Here is a 19,130-nt window from a genome sequence, read left to right on the forward strand (position 1 = left end):
CGCCTAGGAAACCCATGGCGCAGAGCTGGTTTGGTCCAAATGGTCGCGCAGGTAGTTGGCAAAGTCGCTGCGGGGAATGGCGCGGGCGCCGAGGCTGTGCAGGTGGTCGGTGGGCATCTGGCAGTCGATCAGCACAAAGCCCCATGCCTGCAATTGCCTGACCAGGGTGGCGAAGCCGAATTTGGAGGCGTTGTCGGCGCGACTGAACATCGATTCGCCGAAAAACAACTGGCCCATCGCCAGGCCGTACAAGCCGCCGACCAGCTCGCCTTCGTCCCAGACTTCCACCGAGTGCGCATAGCCGCGCTGGTGCAGCTGCAGGTAGGCACTCTGCATGGCTTCGGTGATCCATGTGCCGTCGGCATAACTGCGCGGCGCCGCGCAGGCCTGGATGACGGCGGCGAAATCCTGGTCAAAGGTCACCGTATAACGCTGCTGGCGCAACAGTTTGCCGAGGCTGCGGGAAACATGCAGCTCGTCGGGGAACAGCACGGTGCGCGGGTCGGGTGACCACCAGAGGATTGGCTGGCCCTCCGAGAACCAGGGAAAGCAGCCATGGCGATAGGCCTGGATCAAGCGGTCGGCCGACAGGTCGCCACCGGCGGCGAGCAGGCCATTGGGTTCGCGCATGGCCTTGGCCAGCGGTGGAAACGTCAGGGTGTTGCGTTGTAACCAGGTCAGCATGGCATCCAGGCTTACGGAAGGGGAGGGCGGTAACGGCGATGTTGCCCGTTGCAAGAGCTGTGATTATTGTCGACGAAACGCTCTGGGGCTACCCCGAACATGGGATCGGTGCAGATAAGCATGAACGGGTGTTTCTGCAACTCTATGCCGGGGCCGTGGTCGTAATCGCGTACGTCGGTCGGCAAGCTAGCCTGGATTGGCAAAAACAGCTCATAAGCCTTTGTCAGTAAAGACAATGCATGCTCAAATTGAGCGTTATGAAACCGAAGATTGGCTATGCTGTGCAACGTAGGGCCTAGTGCGTGGCATAGCGCGCACAAACCCGTACAATGCGGCCATTCAGGCGTTATCGCCGTTTCATGAATCAGTTGCAGAGTGTTAAAAGTAGCTTCACTGGCACTCGTTCATTTTTTACCTGCTCGGATTGAGCAGTATTTTGCAGTCATTCAATAGATGGACGCGCTAAAGGCGCAGGAAAAGACCCGTTTTGAAGAAATCCGCCGCTACACCTAAAGCCGCAGTCGTGCCCGCCTGGCGCCAGCACCTGCACTATCGACTCAAGGAAGGTGCACTGATCGCCATCGGCGCACTGTGCCTGTTCCTGATGATGGCCTTGCTCACCTATGGCAAGGACGATCCAGGCTGGAGCCACAACAGCAAGATCGAAGACGTGCAGAACTTCGGTGGCCCGGCCGGCTCCTACAGCGCCGATATCCTGTTCATGGTGTTGGGTTATTTCGCCTATATCTTCCCGTTATTGCTGGCCATCAAGACCTGGCAGATCTTCCGTCAGCGTCATGAGCCGTGGCAGTGGAGCGGCTGGCTGTTCTCCTGGCGCCTGATCGGCCTGGTGTTCCTTGTACTGTCGGGCGCCGCCCTCGCACACATTCATTTCCACGCACCTACCGGCTTGCCGGCCGGTGCTGGCGGCGCATTGGGCGAAAGCCTCGGCGACCTGGCCCGCAGGAGCCTGAACATCCAGGGCAGCACCCTGATGTTTATCGCGCTGTTCCTGTTTGGCCTCACCGTGTTTACCGACCTGTCCTGGTTCAAGGTCATGGACGTGACCGGCAAGATCACCCTCGACCTGCTCGAACTGTTCCAGGGCGCCGCCAATCGCTGGTGGTCGGCCCGGGTTGATCGCAAGCGCATGGTTGCGCAGTTGCGTGAGGTCGATACCCGCGTCAATGAGGTGGTGGCCCCGAGCACGCCGGACCGGCGTGAGCAAGCCAAGGTCAAGGAGCGCCTGATCGAACGCGAACAGGCCCTGACCAAGCACATGTCGGACCGCGAGAAGCAGGTGCCGCCGGTGATCGCACCGGCGCCGCCCAAAGCGCCCGAGCCAAGCCACCGCGTGCAGAAAGAGAAACAGGCGCCGTTGTTTGTCGACAGCGCCGTGGAAGGCACCTTGCCGCCGATCTCGATTCTCGACCCGGCGGAAAAGAAACAGCTCAACTACTCCCCTGAGTCCCTGGCGGCCGTTGGCCACCTGCTGGAAATCAAGCTCAAGGAATTCGGCGTCGAAGTCTCGGTGGACTCGATCCACCCGGGCCCGGTGATTACCCGCTACGAAATCCAGCCGGCTGCCGGCGTGAAGGTCAGCCGCATTTCCAACCTGGCCAAGGATCTGGCGCGTTCGCTGGCCGTGACCAGCGTGCGGGTGGTGGAAGTGATTCCGGGCAAGACCACCGTCGGTATCGAGATTCCCAACGAAGACCGGCAGATCGTGCGCTTCTCTGAAGTGCTGTCGACCCCGGAATACGACAACTTCAAATCGCCGGTCACCTTGGCACTGGGCCACGACATCGGCGGCAAGCCGGTGATCACCGACCTGGCGAAAATGCCCCACTTGCTGGTCGCCGGTACCACCGGTTCCGGTAAGTCGGTGGGTGTGAACGCGATGATCCTGTCGATCCTGTTCAAGTCTGGCCCGGAAGACGCCAAGCTGATCATGATCGACCCGAAAATGCTCGAGCTGTCGATCTACGAAGGCATTCCGCACCTGCTGTGCCCGGTAGTGACCGACATGAAGGACGCGGCCAACGCCCTGCGCTGGAGCGTCGCCGAGATGGAGCGCCGCTACAAGCTGATGGCGAAGATGGGCGTGCGTAACCTGTCGGGCTTCAACGCCAAGGTCAAGGAAGCCCAGGACGCCGGCACACCGCTGACCGACCCGCTGTACAAGCGCGAAAGCATTCACGACGAAGCGCCGCTGCTCACCAAGCTGCCGACCATCGTGGTGGTGGTCGACGAATTCGCCGACATGATGATGATCGTCGGCAAGAAGGTCGAAGAGCTGATCGCCCGTATCGCCCAGAAGGCCCGTGCCGCCGGTATCCACTTGATCCTCGCTACCCAGCGCCCGTCGGTGGACGTGATCACCGGCCTGATCAAGGCCAACATCCCGACCCGCATGGCGTTCCAGGTATCGAGCAAGATCGACTCCCGGACCATTATCGACCAGGGCGGCGCCGAGCAACTGCTGGGCCACGGTGACATGCTCTACATGCCGCCGGGCACCAGCCTGCCGATCCGCGTTCACGGCGCCTTCGTCTCCGATGATGAAGTGCACCGTGTGGTGGAAGCCTGGAAACTGCGCGGCGCCCCGGAATACAACGACGACATCCTCGCAGGCGTCGAAGAAGCCGGCAGCGGCTTCGACGGTGGCAGCAGCGGTGGCGACGATGATGCCGAGACCGATGCGCTCTATGACGAAGCCGTGCAGTTTGTCCTTGAAAGCCGCCGCGCCTCAATCTCTGCGGTACAGCGCAAGCTGAAGATTGGCTACAACCGTGCTGCGCGCATGATCGAAGCCATGGAAATGGCCGGCGTAGTCACCTCGATGAACACCAACGGCTCGCGCGAAGTCATCGCGCCAGCGCAGATGCGTGACTGATTACGTGCCGCGTGGCAACACGCGGCACGCCTTGTAAACGAATCTAAGAGGACTCCCATGCGTCTTATCCGCATGCTGTTGTTGCCGGCATTGGCCCTGACTGCTGTTTCGGCTCACGCTGACCCGGCTTCCGTTGCGAGCCTGACCAACCTGCTGGACAAATCAAAGACTCTGAGCGCGCGCTTCTCCCAGTTGACCCTGGACGGTGGCGGCACTCAATTGCAGGAAACCGCCGGCGAAATGGCCGTGCAGCGTCCTGGGCTGTTCTACTGGAAAACCGACGCGCCAAACGAGCAGACCATCGTTTCCGACGGCCAGAAAGTCACCCTGTGGGACCCGGACCTGGAACAGGCGACCATCAAGAAGCTCGATCCGCGCCTGAGCCAGACCCCGGCGTTGCTGTTGTCGGGCGATGTGTCGCAGATCAGCCAGAGTTTTGATATCACCTCCAAGCAGGCCAGCAACGTCATCGACTTCACGCTGAAGCCGAAATCCAAGGACACGCTGTTCGACAGCCTGCGCCTGTCGTTCCGCAACGGCGTGATCAACGACATGCAGTTGGTGGACAGCGTCGGCCAACGCACCAATATCCTGTTCACCGGGGTCAAGGCCAACGAGCCGGTGGCCGCGTCCAAGTTCAAGTTCGACATCCCGAAGGGTGCCGACGTGATCCAGGAATAAACTGCCTAGAGGTTTCAAACGCTGCCCATGGACCTGTTTCGAAGTGACCCGATTGCTCAGCCTCTGGCGGCGCGCCTGCGTTCGACCAACCTGGACGAGTACGTCGGGCAAGAACACCTGCTCGCTCGCGGCAAGCCTTTGCGCGAAGCCCTGGAGCAGGGTGCGCTGCACTCGATGATTTTCTGGGGGCCGCCGGGCGTGGGTAAAACCACCCTGGCGCGGCTCCTGGCGAAAGTCTCGGATGCCCACTTCGAAACGGTTTCGGCGGTGCTGGCCGGGGTCAAGGAAATCCGTCAGGCGGTGGAAGTCGCCAAGCAGCAGGCCGGGCAATACGGCAAGCGCACCATCCTGTTTGTCGACGAAGTGCATCGCTTCAACAAATCGCAGCAGGATGCGTTCTTGCCGTATGTCGAAGACGGCACGCTGATCTTTATTGGCGCCACCACCGAAAACCCGTCCTTTGAATTGAACAACGCCTTGCTGTCTCGGGCGCGTGTCTATGTGCTCAAAAGCCTCGATGAAGCGGCGATGCAGAAGCTGTTGCAGCGCGCGCTGAGCGAAGACAAGGGCTTGGGCAAGCGCCAACTGAGTGTCAGCGAGGAAGGCTTCAAGATTCTGCTGACCGCGGCTGACGGTGACGGTCGACGTTTTCTCAATCTGCTGGAGAACGCCTCCGACCTCGCCGAGGACGGCAGCGAGATCGGCGTCGATTTGCTGCAAAGCCTTTTGGGCGACACCCGCCGGCGTTTCGACAAGGGCGGTGAAGCGTTCTACGACCAGATTTCCGCGTTGCACAAGTCGGTGCGCGGCTCTAATCCCGACGGCGCGCTGTATTGGTTTGCGCGGATGATCGACGGCGGTTGCGACCCGCTGTACCTGGCCCGGCGCGTGGTGCGCATGGCCAGTGAAGACATCGGCAATGCCGACCCGCGGGCGCTGAGCCTGTGCCTGGCCGCCTGGGAAGTGCAGGAACGCCTGGGCAGCCCGGAAGGCGAGTTGGCGGTGGCCCAGGCCATCACCTATCTGGCCTGCGCGCCGAAAAGCAACGCGGTGTACATGGGCTTCAAGTCCGCCCTGCGTGCTGCCGCCGAGCATGGCTCCCTGGAAGTGCCGCTGCACCTGCGCAATGCGCCGACCAAGCTGATGAAGCAGCTTGGCTACGGCGATGAATACCGTTACGCCCACGATGAGCCGGACGCCTATGCGGCTGGCGAAGATTACTTCCCGGATGACCTTGAGCCGCAGCCTTTCTACCAGCCGGTGCCGCGTGGCCTGGAGCTGAAGATTGGCGAAAAGCTCAATCACCTCGCTCAACTTGACCGGCTCAGTCCGAAACAGCGGAGAAAGTAGTGCTCAGAACGATTCTTGCCGTGTCCGTGGCCGGCATCGCTGGTACATTATTGCGTTTCGCCACCAGCACCTGGGTCAGCGCCAACTGGCCGAAGCATTTTTATGCGGCGACCCTGGCGGTCAACCTGGTGGGCTGTTTGATCATCGGCTTGTTGTACGGGTGGTTTCTGCTTCGCCCGGAAGTGCCGATTGAGATTCGTGCCGGCTTGATTGTCGGCTTTGTAGGCGGTCTGACGACCTTTTCATCCTTTTCACTGGACACGCTGCGACTGCTGGAAAGCGGGCAGGCACCGGTCGCCTTCGGGTACCTGGCCATCAGCGTGTTCGGCGGGCTGCTCGCCACCTGGGCTGGCCTGTCCTTGACCAAACTTTGATAAACGAGAGACCGACATGCTCGATTCCAAACTGTTACGTAGCAACCTTCAGGACGTAGCGGACCGCCTGGCATCCCGTGGCTTTGCCTTGGATGTTGCGCGCATCGAAGCGCTGGAAGAACAGCGTAAGACCGTCCAGACCCGCACGGAAGCACTGCAGGCTGAGCGTAATGCGCGTTCCAAATCCATCGGTCAGGCCAAGCAGCGCGGCGAAGACATCGCGCCATTGATGGCGGACGTCGAGCGTATGGCTGGCGAGTTGGCTTCCGGCAAAGTCGAGTTGGACGCGATCCAGACCGAACTGGACTCGATCCTGCTGGGCATCCCGAACTTGCCGCACGAATCCGTGCCGATTGGCGAAGACGAAGACGGCAACGTCGAAGTCCGTCGCTGGGGCACGCCAAAAGCCTTCGATTTCGAGATCAAGGACCACGTCGCCCTGGGCGAATTGACCGGTGGCCTGGATTTCGAAACGGCGGCCAAAATGTCCGGCGCGCGCTTTGCCTTGCTGCGCGGCCCGATCGCGCGCATGCACCGTGCCCTGGCGCAGTTCATGATCAACCTGCACACCGGCGAACACGGCTACGAAGAGGCTTACACCCCGTACCTGGTTCAGGCGCCGGCGTTGATGGGTACCAGCCAACTGCCGAAGTTCGAGGAAGACCTGTTCAAGATCAGCCGCGATGGCGAAGCCGATCTGTACCTGATCCCGACCGCCGAAGTGTCGCTGACCAACATCGTGGCCGGGGAAATCCTCGACGCCAAGCAACTGCCGCTCAAGTTTGTCGCCCACTCGCCGTGCTTCCGCAGTGAAGCCGGTGCATCGGGTCGCGATACGCGCGGCATGATCCGCCAGCACCAGTTCGACAAGGTCGAGATGGTGCAGGTTGTCGAGCCGTCGACCTCCATGGAAGCCTTGGAAGGTCTGACCGCCAACGCCGAACGCGTCCTGCAACTGCTGGAACTGCCGTACCGCGTTCTGGCGCTGTGCACCGGCGACATGGGTTTCAGTGCCGTGAAGACTTACGACCTGGAAGTGTGGGTGCCGAGCCAGGACAAATACCGCGAGATTTCGTCGTGCTCCAACTGCGGTGATTTCCAGGCCCGTCGCATGCAGGCGCGTTTCCGTAACCCGGAAACCGGCAAGCCTGAGCTGGTCCACACCCTCAACGGTTCGGGCCTGGCGGTAGGCCGTACCCTGGTGGCCGTGCTGGAAAACTACCAGCAGGCTGACGGTTCGATCCGCGTACCTGACGTGCTCAAGCCTTACATGGCGGGCGTTGAGGTCATCGGCTAAATGGAATTTCTGCCGCTGTTTCATAACCTGCGCGGCAGTCGTGTGTTGGTCGTCGGTGGCGGGGAGATTGCCTTGCGCAAATCCCGGCTGCTGGCCGACGCCGGCGCGTTGTTGCGGGTGGTTGCTCCCCAGATTGAAGACCAGTTGCGTGAACTGGTGCAGGGCAGTGGTGGTGAACTGATTTTGCGCGGTTATCAGGAGGCCGACCTCGACGGTTGCACCCTGATCATCGCCGCGACCGACGACGAGCCGTTGAACGCGCAAGTGTCCAGCGATGCCCGGCGCCGTTGCGTACCGGTCAATGTGGTGGATGCGCCAGCCTTGTGCAGCGTGATCTTCCCGGCGATTGTCGACCGTTCGCCTTTGGTGATCGCAGTGTCCAGCGGCGGCGATGCGCCGGTGCTGGCACGCTTGATTCGCGCCAAGCTTGAAACCTGGATTCCTTCGACTTACGGCCAACTGGCCGGGTTGGCGGCGCGGTTTCGCAGCCAGGTCAAAGGCTTGTTCCCGGATGTGCAGCAACGTCGCGCGTTCTGGGAAGAGGTCTTTCAAGGCCCGATTGCTGATCGGCAACTGGCCGGGCAGGGCGATGAAGCCGAGCGTTTGCTGGTGGAGAAAATCAACGGCGCGCCGCCTCACGCACCGGGCGAAGTCTACCTGGTGGGCGCAGGCCCGGGTGATCCGGACCTGCTGACCTTCCGCGCGCTGCGCTTGATGCAACAGGCCGATGTGGTGCTGTACGACCGTTTGGTGGCGCCGGCGATTCTTGAGCTGTGCCGTCGCGATGCCGAGCGGGTGTACGTCGGCAAGCGTCGCGCCGACCATGCGGTGCCGCAAGACCAGATCAACCAGCAACTGGTGGACCTGGCCAAGCAAGGCAAACGCGTGCTGCGGCTCAAGGGGGGGGATCCGTTCATCTTTGGGCGTGGTGGTGAAGAGATCGAGGAACTGGCGGCCCATGGCATCCCGTTCCAGGTGGTGCCTGGGATTACGGCAGCCAGTGGTTGCGCGGCGTATGCCGGTATTCCACTGACCCACCGCGACTATGCGCAATCGGTTCGCTTCATTACCGGGCACTTGAAGGACGGGACTTCGGACCTGCCATGGAGTGACCTGGTGGGGCCGTCGCAAACCCTGGTGTTCTACATGGGGTTGATCGGGTTGCCGATCATCTGCGAACAGCTGATCCAGCATGGCCGCTCGCCGGATACACCGGCGGCGTTGATCCAGCAGGGCACTACGTCTAACCAGCGGGTGTTTACCGGCACCCTGGCTGATTTGCCACGCATGGTGGCGGAGCATGAAGTTCATGCACCGACACTGGTGATTGTGGGAGAAGTGGTGCAGTTGCGTGAGAAGCTGAAGTGGTTTGAAGGCGCTCAGTCGCAAGTCTGACAAGCGCGACACATTCCAACTGTAGGAGCGAGCTTGCTCGCGAAGGTCGTCAACGATAACGCGCTCATTCTGAATGAACGCGGTACCCTTGAGTTTTTCGCGAGCAAGCTCGCTCCTACAGGGCTTGGATCAACTCCAGACGCCTTTCCCGCTCAACCGGTATCGGTCATGAGCGGCATCAAACGCCTGTAAAGGCCCCTTCGGCACAATCCCCGTCGGATTAATCGTGCGGTGACTGGCGTAGTAATGCCCCTTGATGTGGGCAAAATCCACCGTCTCGGCAATCCCCGGCCACTGATACAGCTCCCTTAGCCAGTTCGACAAGTTCGGATAATCCGCAATCCGCCGCAGGTTGCATTTGAAGTGGCTGTAGTACACCGCATCAAACCGAATCGCCGTGGTGAAAAGCCTTACATCGGCTTCCGTCAGGTATTCCCCGGCCAGGTAACGATGCTCACCCAAGTGCTGCTCAAGGTGATCCAACTCGGCGAACACATCATCAAATGCCGCTTCATACGCCTTTTGCGACGTGGCAAAGCCTGCGCGATATACGCCATTGTTCACGGCGGGATAGATCCGGTCGTTCAGTGCATCGATGGTCGAGCGCTGGGCCTCGGGATAGAAATCCAGTTGATTGCCGGTCAGTTGATTAAACGCACTGTTGAACATGCGAATAATCTCCGCCGATTCATTGCTGACAATCCGCTTGAGTTTCTTGTCCCACAACACCGGCACCGTGACACGCCCGGTGTAGTTGGCGGTGTCGGCGGTGTAGCGTTGGTGCATGTAGGTGAAGTCGTCGAGCTTGTCGCCGCTGGAGCCGTGGGCCTTGTCGAAGGTCCAGCCGTTCTCGAGCATTAACCAACTGACCACGGACACATCAATCAGGCTTTCCAGGCCTTTGAGCTTGCGCAGGATCAAGGTGCGGTGTGCCCAGGGGCAGGCGAGGGAGACGTACAGATGATAGCGACCGGCTTCGGCCGCGAAACCGCCTTCGCCGGTCGGGCCGGGTTCGCCATCGCCGGTCACCCAGTTGCGGCGTTGCGCCTGTTCCCGTTGGAAGGCGCCGTCTGCGCTACTTTCGTACCACTGGTCATGCCAGCGTCCTTCGATCAGCAAACCCATGACTGACTCCTTGGCTAATAAGCGTTGGAGTGCAGTCTAAAGGTCTGAGTTCGAACAAAAAGCGCAAAGGCTGGGGGTTAATGATCGACTAAATCGATTTGTCCCGGGCGTCCCAGTACTGCTGGGCCAGTTCAAACGCTTGCTCCCGCGTGTGGCCGAGGCCACGCAAGGCCAGGGCCATGGTGGCGATCAGTGCCAGTTGCGGGTAGCTGTCCTGCACGTCGCCGCGCCATAACGCCTTGAGGTGCTCGGGCTCCAGGGCGGCAGGTTTGACGTGGCGCTGGGCCGAGAGGGCAGGCCACTCTTCATCCCAGCTTTCGCCGCCAGTGGTGCCGTACAAGTGGCTGATGGTGTCCGGGTTGATCTCGATCTCGCCGCCGTCGCCCTTGACCACGATGGTGTTGTCGCCGAGCAAGCCGCTGGCATCGCGGTGCACGCCCTGATAGCCCGGGTGGAAGATGCTTTGCAGGCCGCAGCGAGCGCTCAACGGGTTGAGGATGCGTGCCAGGGAGTGGATCGGCGAACGCAGGCCCAACGTGTTGCGCAGGTCGATCATGCGCTGCAGTTGCGGCGCCCAATCTCCCAGCGGAATAAACGCCAGGTTGCCCTGTTCAAGGGCCGCTTCCACCTGTTGCCAGTTACGGCACAACGGAATCTGCAAGCCTTCCAGCAATTGCTCGGTGTAGAGCCGGCCTGCCGTATGTGCGCCGCCGCCGTGCATCAAGATGCGCACGCCGTTCTGTGCCAGGCACTTGGCCGCCAACAGGTACCAGGGCAGGTGGCGTTTTTTACCGGCGTAGGTAGGCCAGTCGACATCCACCTTGAGTGACGGTGCATTCAGGCGCTCGCGCACGGCTTCAGTAAAGCCTGCGAGTTCTTCCGGGCTTTCTTCCTTGTGCCGCAACAGCATCAGGAAGGCGCCGAGTTGGGTGTCTTCGACCTTCTCGTCCAGCAGCATGCCCATGGCTTCCCGGGCTTCCTCACGGGTGAGGTTGCGGGCGCCGCGCTTGCCTTTACCAAGGATGCGCACGAACGGTGCGAACGGATGCTCGGCAGGGGTTTCAGTGATCAACGGGGCAAAATCAGTCATAAGCAATTCGTCGGCCTGGGCAGGCCCGCCAGCTTGGCGGCGAGTTTGGCGGGAGTGCCTTTGAACAGTCGGTTGAGGTGCAGGCTGTTGCCCTTTTCCGGGCCCAGCTTCAAGGCGGTGTACTTGATCAGCGGGCGAGTGGCGGGCGACAGCTGGAATTCGCTGTAGAAGCCCCGCAGCAGTTCGAGGATTTCCCAGTGTTCCGGGGTCAGCGCCAGGTCTTCTGCGGCGGCGAGGGCGTTGGCCACGTCGCTGGACCAGTCGTTCAGGTCGACGAGGTAGCCGTCCTTGTCCAGTTCGAGAGTGCGTTCGCCTGCGGTCAGGGTGTTCATAGCCAGGTGTTGACCTTGTCGTAATCGATCGACAGCTGGACGAAGGCCGGGTAATCGACACTGGCGGCCCAGGCAGGCACCGAAAGATTGCGCGCCTGGCCGTCTTCGGCCAGCACAAACACCTTCAAACCCTTGGCTTGCAGGGCCTGGAAGGGCGCGCTGGCGGTTTGCAGGGCGTAGGCGCCGTCGCCGCACAGCAGGATCGCATCTTGTGCGCCACAGAGGCGCAGGCAGCTGTCCAGCCGGCTATCGGTAAACGGGGAGTGGGATACCACATGCAAAGTCGACATCAGAGGGTAATCACCTGGTCGTAACGGTCAATCATCTGTGAGATCTGTTCGCTGCTCAGCGGCTGCGCGTTGCCGGATGCGGTCAGGCCACGCTCGGTGAGGCTATGGCTGCAGGCAAACACATCCTCAACCCCAAACAACTCCAAAGCCTGGAGGTTGGCGCTGAGGTCTTTCTGTTGCACAGCCTTGGCGTCCTGGCGTGCGGCCAGTTGAAACACGCCGTCGTCCAGAAACAACAGGCCAATGGGCAAATCAAACGCGCCGCCAGCCAGTACGATATCCAGCGCTTCGCGGGCGCTGGGGCCGGACCACGGCGCCTGTCGGCTGATCACCAGCAAGGATTTCGACATGTCACGGCCCTCCGAAGCAGATCAAACGGTCAGCGGCCTGGGCGGCGTCATGCAGTTGCCCAAGCCCGGACAGCGCCCAAGGCGCCTCCAGATTCACCGCGCTGCGCTGATAGCGGGTGGCCTCTTCGGCATTCAGCACCCCACGGCGCAGGGCCGCGGCGATGCACACCACGCCATCAAGCTGATGCTCGCTGACAAACTCGCGCCACTGACGGGCGATATCCTGCTCATCCTGCGGCGCAACAATGTTGGTGGACGCGCTGTAGACGCCATCCTGATAAAAAAACAGCCGCACAATTTCATGACCGCCGGCCAGCGCCGCTTGAGCGAACAGCAAGGCACGGCGCGAGGAGGGCGCATGGGCGGCGGAAAAAAGCGCAATCGCGAACTTCATGGAACACTCTGAAGGCAAAACCTGTGGCAATGATAAAGCCGCAGGCAACAAAAAGCCCGCCGAAGCGGGCTTTTTACATGCGGCTGCGATCAGTCGTCGCGGCTCATGATGCCGAAGATCTGCAACAGGCTGATAAACAGGTTGTAGATCGATACATACAGGCTGATGGTGGCCATGATGTAGTTACGCTCGCCACCCTGGATGATCGCGCTGGTCTGGAACAGGATGCACGCCGAGGAGAACAGCACGAAACCGGCGCTGATCGCCAATTGCAGGCCGCTGATCTGGAAGAACATGCCTGCCAGCACGGCTGCCAGCAACACGAAGAAACCGGCGGTGATGAAACCACCCAGGAAGCTCATGTCCTTGCGGGAGATCAGCACGTAAGCCGACAGGCCGCCAAATACCAGGGCAGTCATGGCGAATGCCGAGCTGACCACTTCCGCGCCGCCGGCCATGCCGAGGTAACGGTTAAGGATCGGGCCGAGGATGAAGCCCATGAAACCGGTCAAAGCAAACGCCGACACCAGGCCCCAGGCCGAGTCGCGCAGCTTGTTGGTCAGGAAGAACAGACCATAGAAGCCGATCAGCACGACGAAGATATTCGGGTAGCCGACGCGCATTTGCTGGGCTAAGAAGGCCATCACGCCGCTGAAAGCGAGGGTGAGAGCAAGCAAGCCGTACGTATTGCGCAGGACGCGGCTAACTTCTAGCTGCTCAGCCTGCGCGTTTCCATTCACTGCGTAATTTTGTTCGCGCATGGCGACACTCCTTCAGTTTTGAAACATTCAGTCGCAAGGATCATAACAGACGCTCTGTAACAAGCGATGGCGAGAGTTTGACAGTGTGTTTCATTCGGGTATTATGGCGCCCGCTGAGACAGGATGGGCTACGCTAATCCTGTGTTGCACAAGGGAAATTGGCAGAGTGGTTGAATGCACCGGTCTTGAAAACCGGCGAACGTTAATAGCGTTCCCAGGGTTCGAATCCCTGGTTTCCCGCCAAATTTACTCAAGAGCCCCGCTATTGCGGGGCTTTTGTGTTTCTGGGGTTTGGGAAATCAAGCAGTCTATCTACTGATCGTTTCCGCATCATTTCAGGCGGTTTCCGCAACTCGTTGCAAGTTGCGGTCAGCGGTCGGCTTGACGATCTCCCCGGCGCGTCGGTAGACCGTCTCTGTTATGCGCTTGTCCGTGTACCCGAGCAGGCGGCTGGCGTCGCCCAGGCCGAGGATCTCGCTTGCGGCTTTTGGGCGAATATCACGGAATTGAAACTGGCGGATACTGGCTGCAAGAACCTCGTCGCCAGCCACTCTGGCGATTGCGATCGCTTTGTCGCGAGCATCGTCGAATCGCAGACGATGCATGTGTTTCGTCACCTGCCGGCCGTCCTCGGTGACTATCAGGTAAGGGTTGCGTACTCCTCGCGAACGTCTCTGCTCGATAAGTCTTGCAACCAGGGTCCCCGGGTCATTGAGCGCGCCGGCGGCGGTCAGGCGTATGCGCAGCTTCTTGGATGTCTTGCCCTGGGATACCTGCAGGAATTCGTTAACGGCATCCGCCTCCCTCATCGATGGCGTGTCCGCTGGGCGTTGAGCGGTAAGATAGGCCAGGTCCATCGCATCACGCAGTTCCGAGGCAGCAACCGCGTATACCGCGCTCCAGATCTCCTCGGTAGCGTAAAAGTCTCGCGGAGCTTCTTTGTTCTTGCGCACGTCGGCGGCAGGGTCGTTTTCAGTAAGACCCCATTCGCGCGCTATGTTGTAGGCGTGCGACAGCAGTGAGATCTCGCGGTTGGCCCGTACCTTCGCTGTCCTGCTATCTCTGTACTGCGCGATGATCTGCGGCCTCACAGCATCAGTGGGCGCATCGTTGAAGGCTTTGCGCAGTTGCTTCAGGCTCAGCAGATTATCGCTTTGTGTCTTTGGCGCCCTGCCTGGGATGATCTCCCGCTCGTAGCTCTTTCGACGTCACAAGTATCGATCTTGGTGTTGGGCGTCGCGACGCCTCGCCGGCTGAGGTGATTCGTTGATATGGGATTACGGGTGACCGGCATGGAGCCGGATCAGGGAGAGAATTATGATCATTGGTGAAAAGTTTATTTTTGAAATTGGCGATCCGGTTGTTGATCAGTCCGCGACAGATCGCCGTGTCGGCATTGTCGTTGATATCGAAAGCAACGAGGGTGGAAAGAAAATTCTCGTTGTCGAAACTGACGGACAACCAGGTGAGATTTGGCGGCTTCTGGATGAAAATGCCGTACTCCCTTAGATAGCGATCTCAAGCTGCTTTTCCCGCGGTCAAATAGCTGAACTGTTGTTGTGCGCCTCGATCCGGTCTGCGATCACATTTGCGCGCTGGCCAGTAGTGGGCGGGGCGTACATGCCGAATCGGCTGATGCTTCCGCCATTCACCGCAGCGTTCGTCGAGTCGGCTGATGCGAAAGGTAGGTGCTGGAAGATGGCCGGGGCGAGCATCCGCAACCCGTGCAGCCTGCACATCGGTCGGCCCTGGTCGTCGCAGACAGCGTCCATCGCGGCGCCCATCCGCCTCCACCATGGCCCAGTGCCCGGTGTAGCGCATTGCCCAGAACTGCCAAGGGACCTCGCCAGCCGTTGCAGGCGCTCAGTCGATTCGTGTAAGTGCCAGACAGGCACACCGCGAAGTTCCTCTGGCCACTGCCGAATTAGGTCGTCGTTGGTCTCTTCGTCGTCGTCGATGACGTCCGGAATGAATGCCCAAGTGAATCCTGGGTGCCGATGCCATTCTTCGGCCCAACGGGTGTAGCCGTCGACGTCTACCTGGCCGCCTTTTTTCCAAACCGTGAACGCGCCGTTATCGAAAACAAACGATTTGCACACATCGACGACAATCCCAAGATCGTCCTTGCACGGAAACGGCACCAGCGCGTGCCGGCCGGCCAGGAACTTTGCCGCATCCTCTCGCTTACCGCCGACAGGCGTGCCGTGCGTAGCGATGATGGTTTGATCGCCGCCCAAAGATTACGACAGGCGATCGGTGATCTGTTCATGCCAGCCTTTTTTAATCAGCGCGGTGGCTGCCCGGATATGCTCGACAAGGAAATGGTTTCGCCGTCGGACGGACAGACTGCGGCGAACGTGTGTCGATACGTGTTCATAGGGGATACCTCGCCGGTATAGTTCCTGGATGTACAAGGGAGTGGGTTGAGCTGGGAAGCAGTTTTCCGTTGGATCGGAGTCCATCCAGAACTGGCGTCTTGGGTACAAGCTGTTGGCTCAATCGCTGCGCTTGGTATTGCAATTTGGGTTTCTTCGCAGCGCCGAGATCAACTGAAAGCGGCAGAGAAGGTTGCAAAAGCTAAAGTTGATGCTCTCGTCGCCGTTGTGGAAAGTGCGTCGACGTATGTCACGGTTCTTGGGGTTATGATCGAGAAAAAAACCGGTGCTTTTGCATTCGGATAGAGTTGGAAACTCGTCCACAAGCAATGGCTGGAATCCTCAATCCACTCACTTAATCAACTGCCTGCGCATGAATTCGGTAGGGAAGATTTGGTTCGTGGCTATTTCGGCATAGTCTCAGCAATCAGTGAGATCACCCGAATCATAGATAGCGCAGTTAACGCAGAGGCTCTACAAAAATTAGAGTTCGCCTTCATGTGCGGAGAAGTTCTTATTAAGATTGAGCTCGTGCAGACCATATGGAGAAATATCCAAAAATTAAATGACATTTAAGCAATCACCATCCCCTCTCGGAGTTTGAGATTTTCTCCCATGCCCTCGCTGGCTGACGTGATTCGTTTATATGGGTATTACGGGTGACCGGCATGGAGCCGGATCAAGGAGAAGTCAGATGGCTACGGTTAAGTTTGACCAAATTGAAAGGGTAGACATTGAGCAATGTCCGCCAGATTCCAGTTATGGATGAAGCAAACAAATTTCATGGGCCATTAGAAACTTGGGCTACCAGGACGATGGGGGCTTTAGTCGGCTGCGAGACCCCCAGCACCGTAGATGGTCAAGAGAAATTGTTAGTGGAGGTTAAGGGCGAAGCTACGCAAGAAAAACTAGCCGCAATCATGAAGGCTTTGAAGGCGCATTAAACTCCATCAACTGCGGGAGGCTTCCTCAGCATTCACGAGTGGGAGCGTTGGGGCTTTCAAGCTAAACACTATCCTAAGTGATTGTTAACTAGGGAACGTTGCTTGTTACGCAGTTCCTGCTGCAATCTTCTCGATAGCGCTGTGCGTCGCTGACGAACCGGCCGCAGACATCGCAATTGAACATCATCATTTTAGGTCCCTTCGGCTTGGCCAGAGTTATGGCGGTACCGCGCAGGGCTTCCTTGATGTTCACATCATCGCGCTCGACCAACCGACGGCTATGCGCGTCGATGTAGGGCCTGGGCCAGACCCACAGCACCTGACTGACCGAGCTTACCGATCCAGGTCACTGTGTGGGCTCTCGGCACCACCACGGCCTTTGAAAGATCTGGGGGGGCGCTGTAGGCAATCCTATTAGCAAAAAACGTCAGCATCCGGTAGTGTGAATTATGGGGTGATAACGGCCTCCATTCAGGGGGACTAGACGTTAGAGTAGTGTCTAGGTGAGGCTTTTTCACCTGAATGCTGTTAAATGACCTGCCTTAAGACAGGTTGGGACTTGGAAAAAATCAAAGGAATGTGCATGAGTACTGTAACTCAAAGCAATAATGCAGGACCGAATAGCGGTACGAGCCAGAATGAGCTTCGACGCATGTTCATAGCAATGTTGTTCGCGTTAGTTGCAGCTACTATTGCGCAGCAAATAGCAGAACTTCTATTTGTTATAACTGGTGGCTGGGATTTAGCCTCCAGCCCCACCAAGATGTGGAGTAACTTAATCTCTAGTAATGGGCTTTTGTTTGCGTCACTTAGTCACTCATTTCTAGCGCTTTTACTGGTTTCAATGAGCTGGGTTATGTGGTCGAAATCTCAGGCTGCTGGGCATAAGACCGAAATAAAAAGTATTTTTTCAAAAGAGTTTGTGATTTTATTGATAGAGGTTTTTCTAGTAATTTTGTATTTTGCTATTGCAAAAACAATGGAGCAAGATTTTTCGGCGTATTCGAAAAGTAAGGAAATAGCTACATATGTTGGGGTTACATCTGCTAGGCCAGAAGCCCTTCAAATGATGTGGGTGTTTTCAGTATTTTTCATCTGGGATGTGATCGTAGATGTTATGTATAGTCCACGGACTCCTCACCCAACCCGTAAACGTAATAAGGTTTATACCTTCGTACAAGGAATACTATGTTATTGTTCAATTTCTTTCGCCTGTGCATTTGCGGCATGGCTGATAAGCAGGGTCGCACCTTCTGCAGGTAACGCCTATGAAGCTTTATGGGGTGACATTGCATTAGTATCCCTTTTGCTTTTCTTTGCATTAGGTAAGCAATTAGAGTTCTACTTAATTGGTTTTTTTCCAGGTGAGGAAACTAGAGAGAATACTAGAAGAGATCATCCTCCTTCGACTAGAGCATCAGTTGGTATGATGTTCCTAACTTTGGTGTACATTTATTCTTATATGGTGTTGATATGGCCTCCGAGCTTCCTTCGATAATTGGAATGGTCGGCCCAATACGTGCGGGTAAGACTACAGTTACGAAATACTTAGTGGAGAAGTATGGGTATGTTTCAGCGTCTAATTCGGATATTTTGAGGCGAATTTTAGCAGGGATGGGTATTGAACCTGATAGGAAGAGCTTGGGGATGTTAGGGGATTCTATTTTCAAGGTTTTGGGCAATGACATTATTGCAAGATATCGTTTAGGTAACCTTCACATGGGGCGGATCGTCGTTGATGGAATTCGATACCCTGACGAGTTAGCACGCTATGCTGAAGTGTCTGATTTTAAGTTGTTAGCCGTTACGGCAGATCCAGATCTTCGATTTTGTCGGGCGGTTGGGGAGTCTAAGGAGTTTAAAGATGTAGGAATCTCCCGTGAAGCTTTCGACAGCTTTGCACATTCGAGAAGTGAGCTTGACGTTCCTTCACTCGTATTGAGAGCAGATGGGGTCATCAATAATGAAGGGGGGCTTCAGAGTCTAAAGCAAAAAGTAGATCAGACTCTGAATGCATGGAGATCATAGTCAGGTCTGCTGAACTATTAGTTCTTCTAGTGTGATTGCGCAGTTTTCAAGCTGCGCGTCACTTTTTCCGAGAATCCAATATTCATGATCGCGGCATAGTTTGGCGCTGTCGATAATTTTTTTAATTTTAAATCCGGTCTCTATTATTTCAGAAGTTAGCTTTTCCCTAGCCTCATCACTGCGGCGGTAGACGTTCGCTATGATTACGCCAGATGAACTTAGACGCTTGTGCAGTTCTGTGAGTTGTTCTTTGTGAAATGGAAAGTGCAGTACGAATACGGCAATTACCATCTCAAAATAATCTTTCTTTAAGGGCAGGTTACAAGTTTCTCCAGAGAATGCATAGCACTCTGATTTACTCTCTAAATGGAACGCTACAACTTCGCTGTCTGCATCAGACAGTACGTAGTGCATTTCTGCGGGTTCTTCATCTTCAAATACGGGGTTCCTACCGGCTCCTATTTCTAAAAGAGTCGCTGGGCCAATCTTTTTAGCTAACGCCTTAAAAAGGGATCGTACTTCTACGTTGGTCTTGCTTATTAATAGTGGGTATTTTGCGCGAGCACGACATAGATTGCTTACACCTTCTGGCGTTAGCTCATCTAGGTGCTTTGTTTGAGTGTAAAAGTAGTCCATGAAGCGATAATACTTCACTTCAAAATGTACAATTTCTTCTGGACCTACTTGTTTGTTGTCAACGATTTTCAGTACGCCATCCTCGACAGTCTCAAACATAGCTTTGTTCATGTTCCATTCCCTCGGAA

Annotated in this window: 22 protein-coding genes and 1 tRNA gene; 12 read left to right on the top strand and 11 right to left on the bottom strand. The window is 57.4% G+C overall.

The window, feature by feature from the left end; genetic code table 11:
- Positions 1-3: 3 nt before the first annotated feature.
- Positions 4-684, bottom strand: coding sequence for a leucyl/phenylalanyl-tRNA--protein transferase (gene aat / locus SNL23_RS18145; protein WP_076016782.1), 681 nt, complete (start codon positions 682-684; stop codon positions 4-6).
- Positions 685-1,171: 487 nt separating this feature from the next.
- Here aat and SNL23_RS18150 point away from each other — a divergent pair, with 487 nt between their 5' ends.
- Genes SNL23_RS18150 through cysG form a run of 6 tightly spaced genes read left to right on the top strand, consistent with a single transcriptional unit; the run spans position 1,172 to position 8,677 of the window.
- Positions 1,172-3,580 carry a DNA translocase FtsK gene (locus SNL23_RS18150; RefSeq protein WP_076016784.1) on the top strand — a complete coding sequence of 803 codons (2,409 nt, stop codon included), beginning with the start codon at positions 1,172-1,174 and terminating at the stop codon, positions 3,578-3,580.
- A 57-nt stretch (positions 3,581-3,637) separates the two neighbouring features.
- The gene (gene lolA / locus SNL23_RS18155) at positions 3,638-4,261 is read left to right on the top strand and encodes an outer membrane lipoprotein chaperone LolA (RefSeq protein WP_026078226.1); all 624 of its coding nucleotides are present in this window, start codon (positions 3,638-3,640) and stop codon (positions 4,259-4,261) included.
- A 27-nt stretch (positions 4,262-4,288) separates the two neighbouring features.
- On the top strand, positions 4,289-5,611 hold the full coding sequence (locus tag SNL23_RS18160; protein WP_010172481.1) for a replication-associated recombination protein A: 1,323 nt from the start codon (positions 4,289-4,291) through the stop codon (positions 5,609-5,611).
- Entirely contained in the window at positions 5,611-5,985 is a 375-nt protein-coding gene (crcB, locus tag SNL23_RS18165; RefSeq protein ID WP_008431560.1) for a fluoride efflux transporter CrcB, read from the top strand. The genes SNL23_RS18160 and crcB overlap by 1 nt, the downstream gene beginning before the upstream one ends.
- Positions 5,986-6,001: 16 nt before the next feature.
- Entirely contained in the window at positions 6,002-7,282 is a 1,281-nt protein-coding gene (gene serS / locus SNL23_RS18170) for a serine--tRNA ligase (RefSeq protein ID WP_076016785.1), read from the top strand.
- Positions 7,283-8,677 carry a siroheme synthase CysG gene (cysG, locus tag SNL23_RS18175; RefSeq protein ID WP_167663356.1) on the top strand — a complete coding sequence of 465 codons (1,395 nt, stop codon included), beginning with the start codon at positions 7,283-7,285 and terminating at the stop codon, positions 8,675-8,677. It begins immediately after the preceding gene.
- A 129-nt stretch (positions 8,678-8,806) separates the two neighbouring features.
- Here the strand turns inward: cysG and SNL23_RS18180 are convergent, their stop codons facing one another.
- The 7 genes from SNL23_RS18180 to SNL23_RS18210 form a co-directional block, all read right to left on the bottom strand.
- A complete protein-coding gene (locus tag SNL23_RS18180) occupies positions 8,807-9,802 on the bottom strand; it encodes a glutathione S-transferase family protein (protein ID WP_318303007.1) in 996 nt (331 codons plus the stop codon).
- 88 nt (positions 9,803-9,890) lie between these two features.
- Positions 9,891-10,892 (bottom strand): glycosyl transferase family protein, encoded by a 1,002-nt coding sequence (locus SNL23_RS18185; RefSeq protein ID WP_318303008.1) that lies wholly within the window; start codon positions 10,890-10,892, stop codon positions 9,891-9,893.
- A complete protein-coding gene (locus SNL23_RS18190) occupies positions 10,889-11,224 on the bottom strand; it encodes a TusE/DsrC/DsvC family sulfur relay protein (RefSeq protein ID WP_076016789.1) in 336 nt (111 codons plus the stop codon). Before SNL23_RS18190 ends, SNL23_RS18185 begins: the two co-directional genes overlap by 4 nt.
- Positions 11,221-11,514, bottom strand: coding sequence for a sulfurtransferase complex subunit TusB (tusB, locus tag SNL23_RS18195; protein WP_076016790.1), 294 nt, complete (start codon positions 11,512-11,514; stop codon positions 11,221-11,223). The genes SNL23_RS18190 and tusB overlap by 4 nt, the downstream gene beginning before the upstream one ends.
- On the bottom strand, positions 11,514-11,864 hold the full coding sequence (gene tusC, locus SNL23_RS18200; protein WP_076016791.1) for a sulfurtransferase complex subunit TusC: 351 nt from the start codon (positions 11,862-11,864) through the stop codon (positions 11,514-11,516). The genes tusB and tusC overlap by 1 nt, the downstream gene beginning before the upstream one ends.
- Before the next feature lies 1 nt (position 11,865).
- On the bottom strand, positions 11,866-12,258 hold the full coding sequence (gene tusD, locus SNL23_RS18205) for a sulfurtransferase complex subunit TusD (protein WP_017479530.1): 393 nt from the start codon (positions 12,256-12,258) through the stop codon (positions 11,866-11,868).
- 89 nt (positions 12,259-12,347) lie between these two features.
- Positions 12,348-13,019 (bottom strand): Bax inhibitor-1/YccA family protein, encoded by a 672-nt coding sequence (locus tag SNL23_RS18210; RefSeq protein WP_318303010.1) that lies wholly within the window; start codon positions 13,017-13,019, stop codon positions 12,348-12,350.
- Positions 13,020-13,171: 152 nt separating this feature from the next.
- Between SNL23_RS18210 and SNL23_RS18215 the strand changes: the two genes are divergently transcribed.
- Positions 13,172-13,262: transfer RNA gene (locus SNL23_RS18215), tRNA-Ser, on the top strand.
- A 92-nt stretch (positions 13,263-13,354) separates the two neighbouring features.
- On the opposite strand, the gene SNL23_RS18220 is transcribed toward SNL23_RS18215, so the two are convergent.
- Positions 13,355-14,110 carry a tyrosine-type recombinase/integrase gene (locus tag SNL23_RS18220; protein ID WP_442969514.1) on the bottom strand — a complete coding sequence of 252 codons (756 nt, stop codon included), beginning with the start codon at positions 14,108-14,110 and terminating at the stop codon, positions 13,355-13,357.
- Between the two features lie 226 nt (positions 14,111-14,336).
- Between SNL23_RS18220 and SNL23_RS18225 the strand changes: the two genes are divergently transcribed.
- Positions 14,337-14,528 (top strand): hypothetical protein, encoded by a 192-nt coding sequence (locus SNL23_RS18225; protein WP_318303011.1) that lies wholly within the window; start codon positions 14,337-14,339, stop codon positions 14,526-14,528.
- A 29-nt stretch (positions 14,529-14,557) separates the two neighbouring features.
- On the opposite strand, the gene SNL23_RS18230 is transcribed toward SNL23_RS18225, so the two are convergent.
- Entirely contained in the window at positions 14,558-14,803 is a 246-nt protein-coding gene (locus SNL23_RS18230) for a hypothetical protein (protein WP_318303012.1), read from the bottom strand.
- Positions 14,804-15,010: 207 nt separating this feature from the next.
- Here SNL23_RS18230 and SNL23_RS18235 point away from each other — a divergent pair, with 207 nt between their 5' ends.
- From SNL23_RS18235 to SNL23_RS18250, 4 genes are all read left to right on the top strand, one after another.
- Positions 15,011-15,418 (top strand): hypothetical protein, encoded by a 408-nt coding sequence (locus SNL23_RS18235; RefSeq protein ID WP_318303013.1) that lies wholly within the window; start codon positions 15,011-15,013, stop codon positions 15,416-15,418.
- A gap of 24 nt (positions 15,419-15,442) precedes the next feature.
- Positions 15,443-15,700 carry a hypothetical protein gene (locus tag SNL23_RS18240; protein WP_318303014.1) on the top strand — a complete coding sequence of 86 codons (258 nt, stop codon included), beginning with the start codon at positions 15,443-15,445 and terminating at the stop codon, positions 15,698-15,700.
- A gap of 1,221 nt (positions 15,701-16,921) precedes the next feature.
- Entirely contained in the window at positions 16,922-17,836 is a 915-nt protein-coding gene (locus SNL23_RS18245) for a hypothetical protein (RefSeq protein ID WP_318303015.1), read from the top strand.
- Positions 17,812-18,366: an AAA family ATPase gene (locus SNL23_RS18250; protein ID WP_318303017.1), complete on the top strand. Its 555-nt coding sequence runs from the start codon at positions 17,812-17,814 to the stop codon at positions 18,364-18,366. The genes SNL23_RS18245 and SNL23_RS18250 overlap by 25 nt, the downstream gene beginning before the upstream one ends.
- Here SNL23_RS18250 and SNL23_RS18255 read toward each other — a convergent pair whose 3' ends face one another.
- Complete coding sequence (locus SNL23_RS18255; RefSeq protein ID WP_318303019.1) at positions 18,367-19,113, bottom strand: hypothetical protein; 747 nt, start codon at positions 19,111-19,113, stop codon at positions 18,367-18,369.
- Positions 19,114-19,130 lie beyond the last annotated feature (17 nt).

This window comes from Pseudomonas sp. SED1 (assembly GCF_034044025.1).
Classification (GTDB): Bacteria; Pseudomonadota; Gammaproteobacteria; order Pseudomonadales; family Pseudomonadaceae; genus Aquipseudomonas.

Excerpts from the sequence above, each read along its gene's own strand:
- aat (WP_076016782.1), bottom strand. The coding sequence starts at position 684 with ATGCTGACCTGGTTACAACGCAACACCCTGACGTTTCCACCGCTGGCC.
- lolA (WP_026078226.1), top strand. The coding sequence starts at position 3,638 with ATGCGTCTTATCCGCATGCTGTTGTTGCCGGCATTGGCCCTGACTGCT.
- SNL23_RS18160 (WP_010172481.1), top strand. The coding sequence starts at position 4,289 with ATGGACCTGTTTCGAAGTGACCCGATTGCTCAGCCTCTGGCGGCGCGC.
- serS (WP_076016785.1), top strand. The coding sequence starts at position 6,002 with ATGCTCGATTCCAAACTGTTACGTAGCAACCTTCAGGACGTAGCGGAC.
- cysG (WP_167663356.1), top strand. The coding sequence starts at position 7,283 with ATGGAATTTCTGCCGCTGTTTCATAACCTGCGCGGCAGTCGTGTGTTG.
- SNL23_RS18180 (WP_318303007.1), bottom strand. The coding sequence starts at position 9,802 with ATGGGTTTGCTGATCGAAGGACGCTGGCATGACCAGTGGTACGAAAGT.
- SNL23_RS18185 (WP_318303008.1), bottom strand. The coding sequence starts at position 10,892 with ATGACTGATTTTGCCCCGTTGATCACTGAAACCCCTGCCGAGCATCCG.
- SNL23_RS18190 (WP_076016789.1), bottom strand. The coding sequence starts at position 11,224 with ATGAACACCCTGACCGCAGGCGAACGCACTCTCGAACTGGACAAGGAC.
- tusB (WP_076016790.1), bottom strand. The coding sequence starts at position 11,514 with ATGTCGACTTTGCATGTGGTATCCCACTCCCCGTTTACCGATAGCCGG.
- tusC (WP_076016791.1), bottom strand. The coding sequence starts at position 11,864 with ATGTCGAAATCCTTGCTGGTGATCAGCCGACAGGCGCCGTGGTCCGGC.
- tusD (WP_017479530.1), bottom strand. The coding sequence starts at position 12,258 with ATGAAGTTCGCGATTGCGCTTTTTTCCGCCGCCCATGCGCCCTCCTCG.
- SNL23_RS18210 (WP_318303010.1), bottom strand. The coding sequence starts at position 13,019 with ATGCGCGAACAAAATTACGCAGTGAATGGAAACGCGCAGGCTGAGCAG.
- SNL23_RS18225 (WP_318303011.1), top strand. The coding sequence starts at position 14,337 with ATGATCATTGGTGAAAAGTTTATTTTTGAAATTGGCGATCCGGTTGTT.
- SNL23_RS18230 (WP_318303012.1), bottom strand. The coding sequence starts at position 14,803 with ATGGGCGCCGCGATGGACGCTGTCTGCGACGACCAGGGCCGACCGATG.
- SNL23_RS18245 (WP_318303015.1), top strand. The coding sequence starts at position 16,922 with ATGAGTACTGTAACTCAAAGCAATAATGCAGGACCGAATAGCGGTACG.
- SNL23_RS18250 (WP_318303017.1), top strand. The coding sequence starts at position 17,812 with ATGGCCTCCGAGCTTCCTTCGATAATTGGAATGGTCGGCCCAATACGT.
- SNL23_RS18255 (WP_318303019.1), bottom strand. The coding sequence starts at position 19,113 with ATGAACAAAGCTATGTTTGAGACTGTCGAGGATGGCGTACTGAAAATC.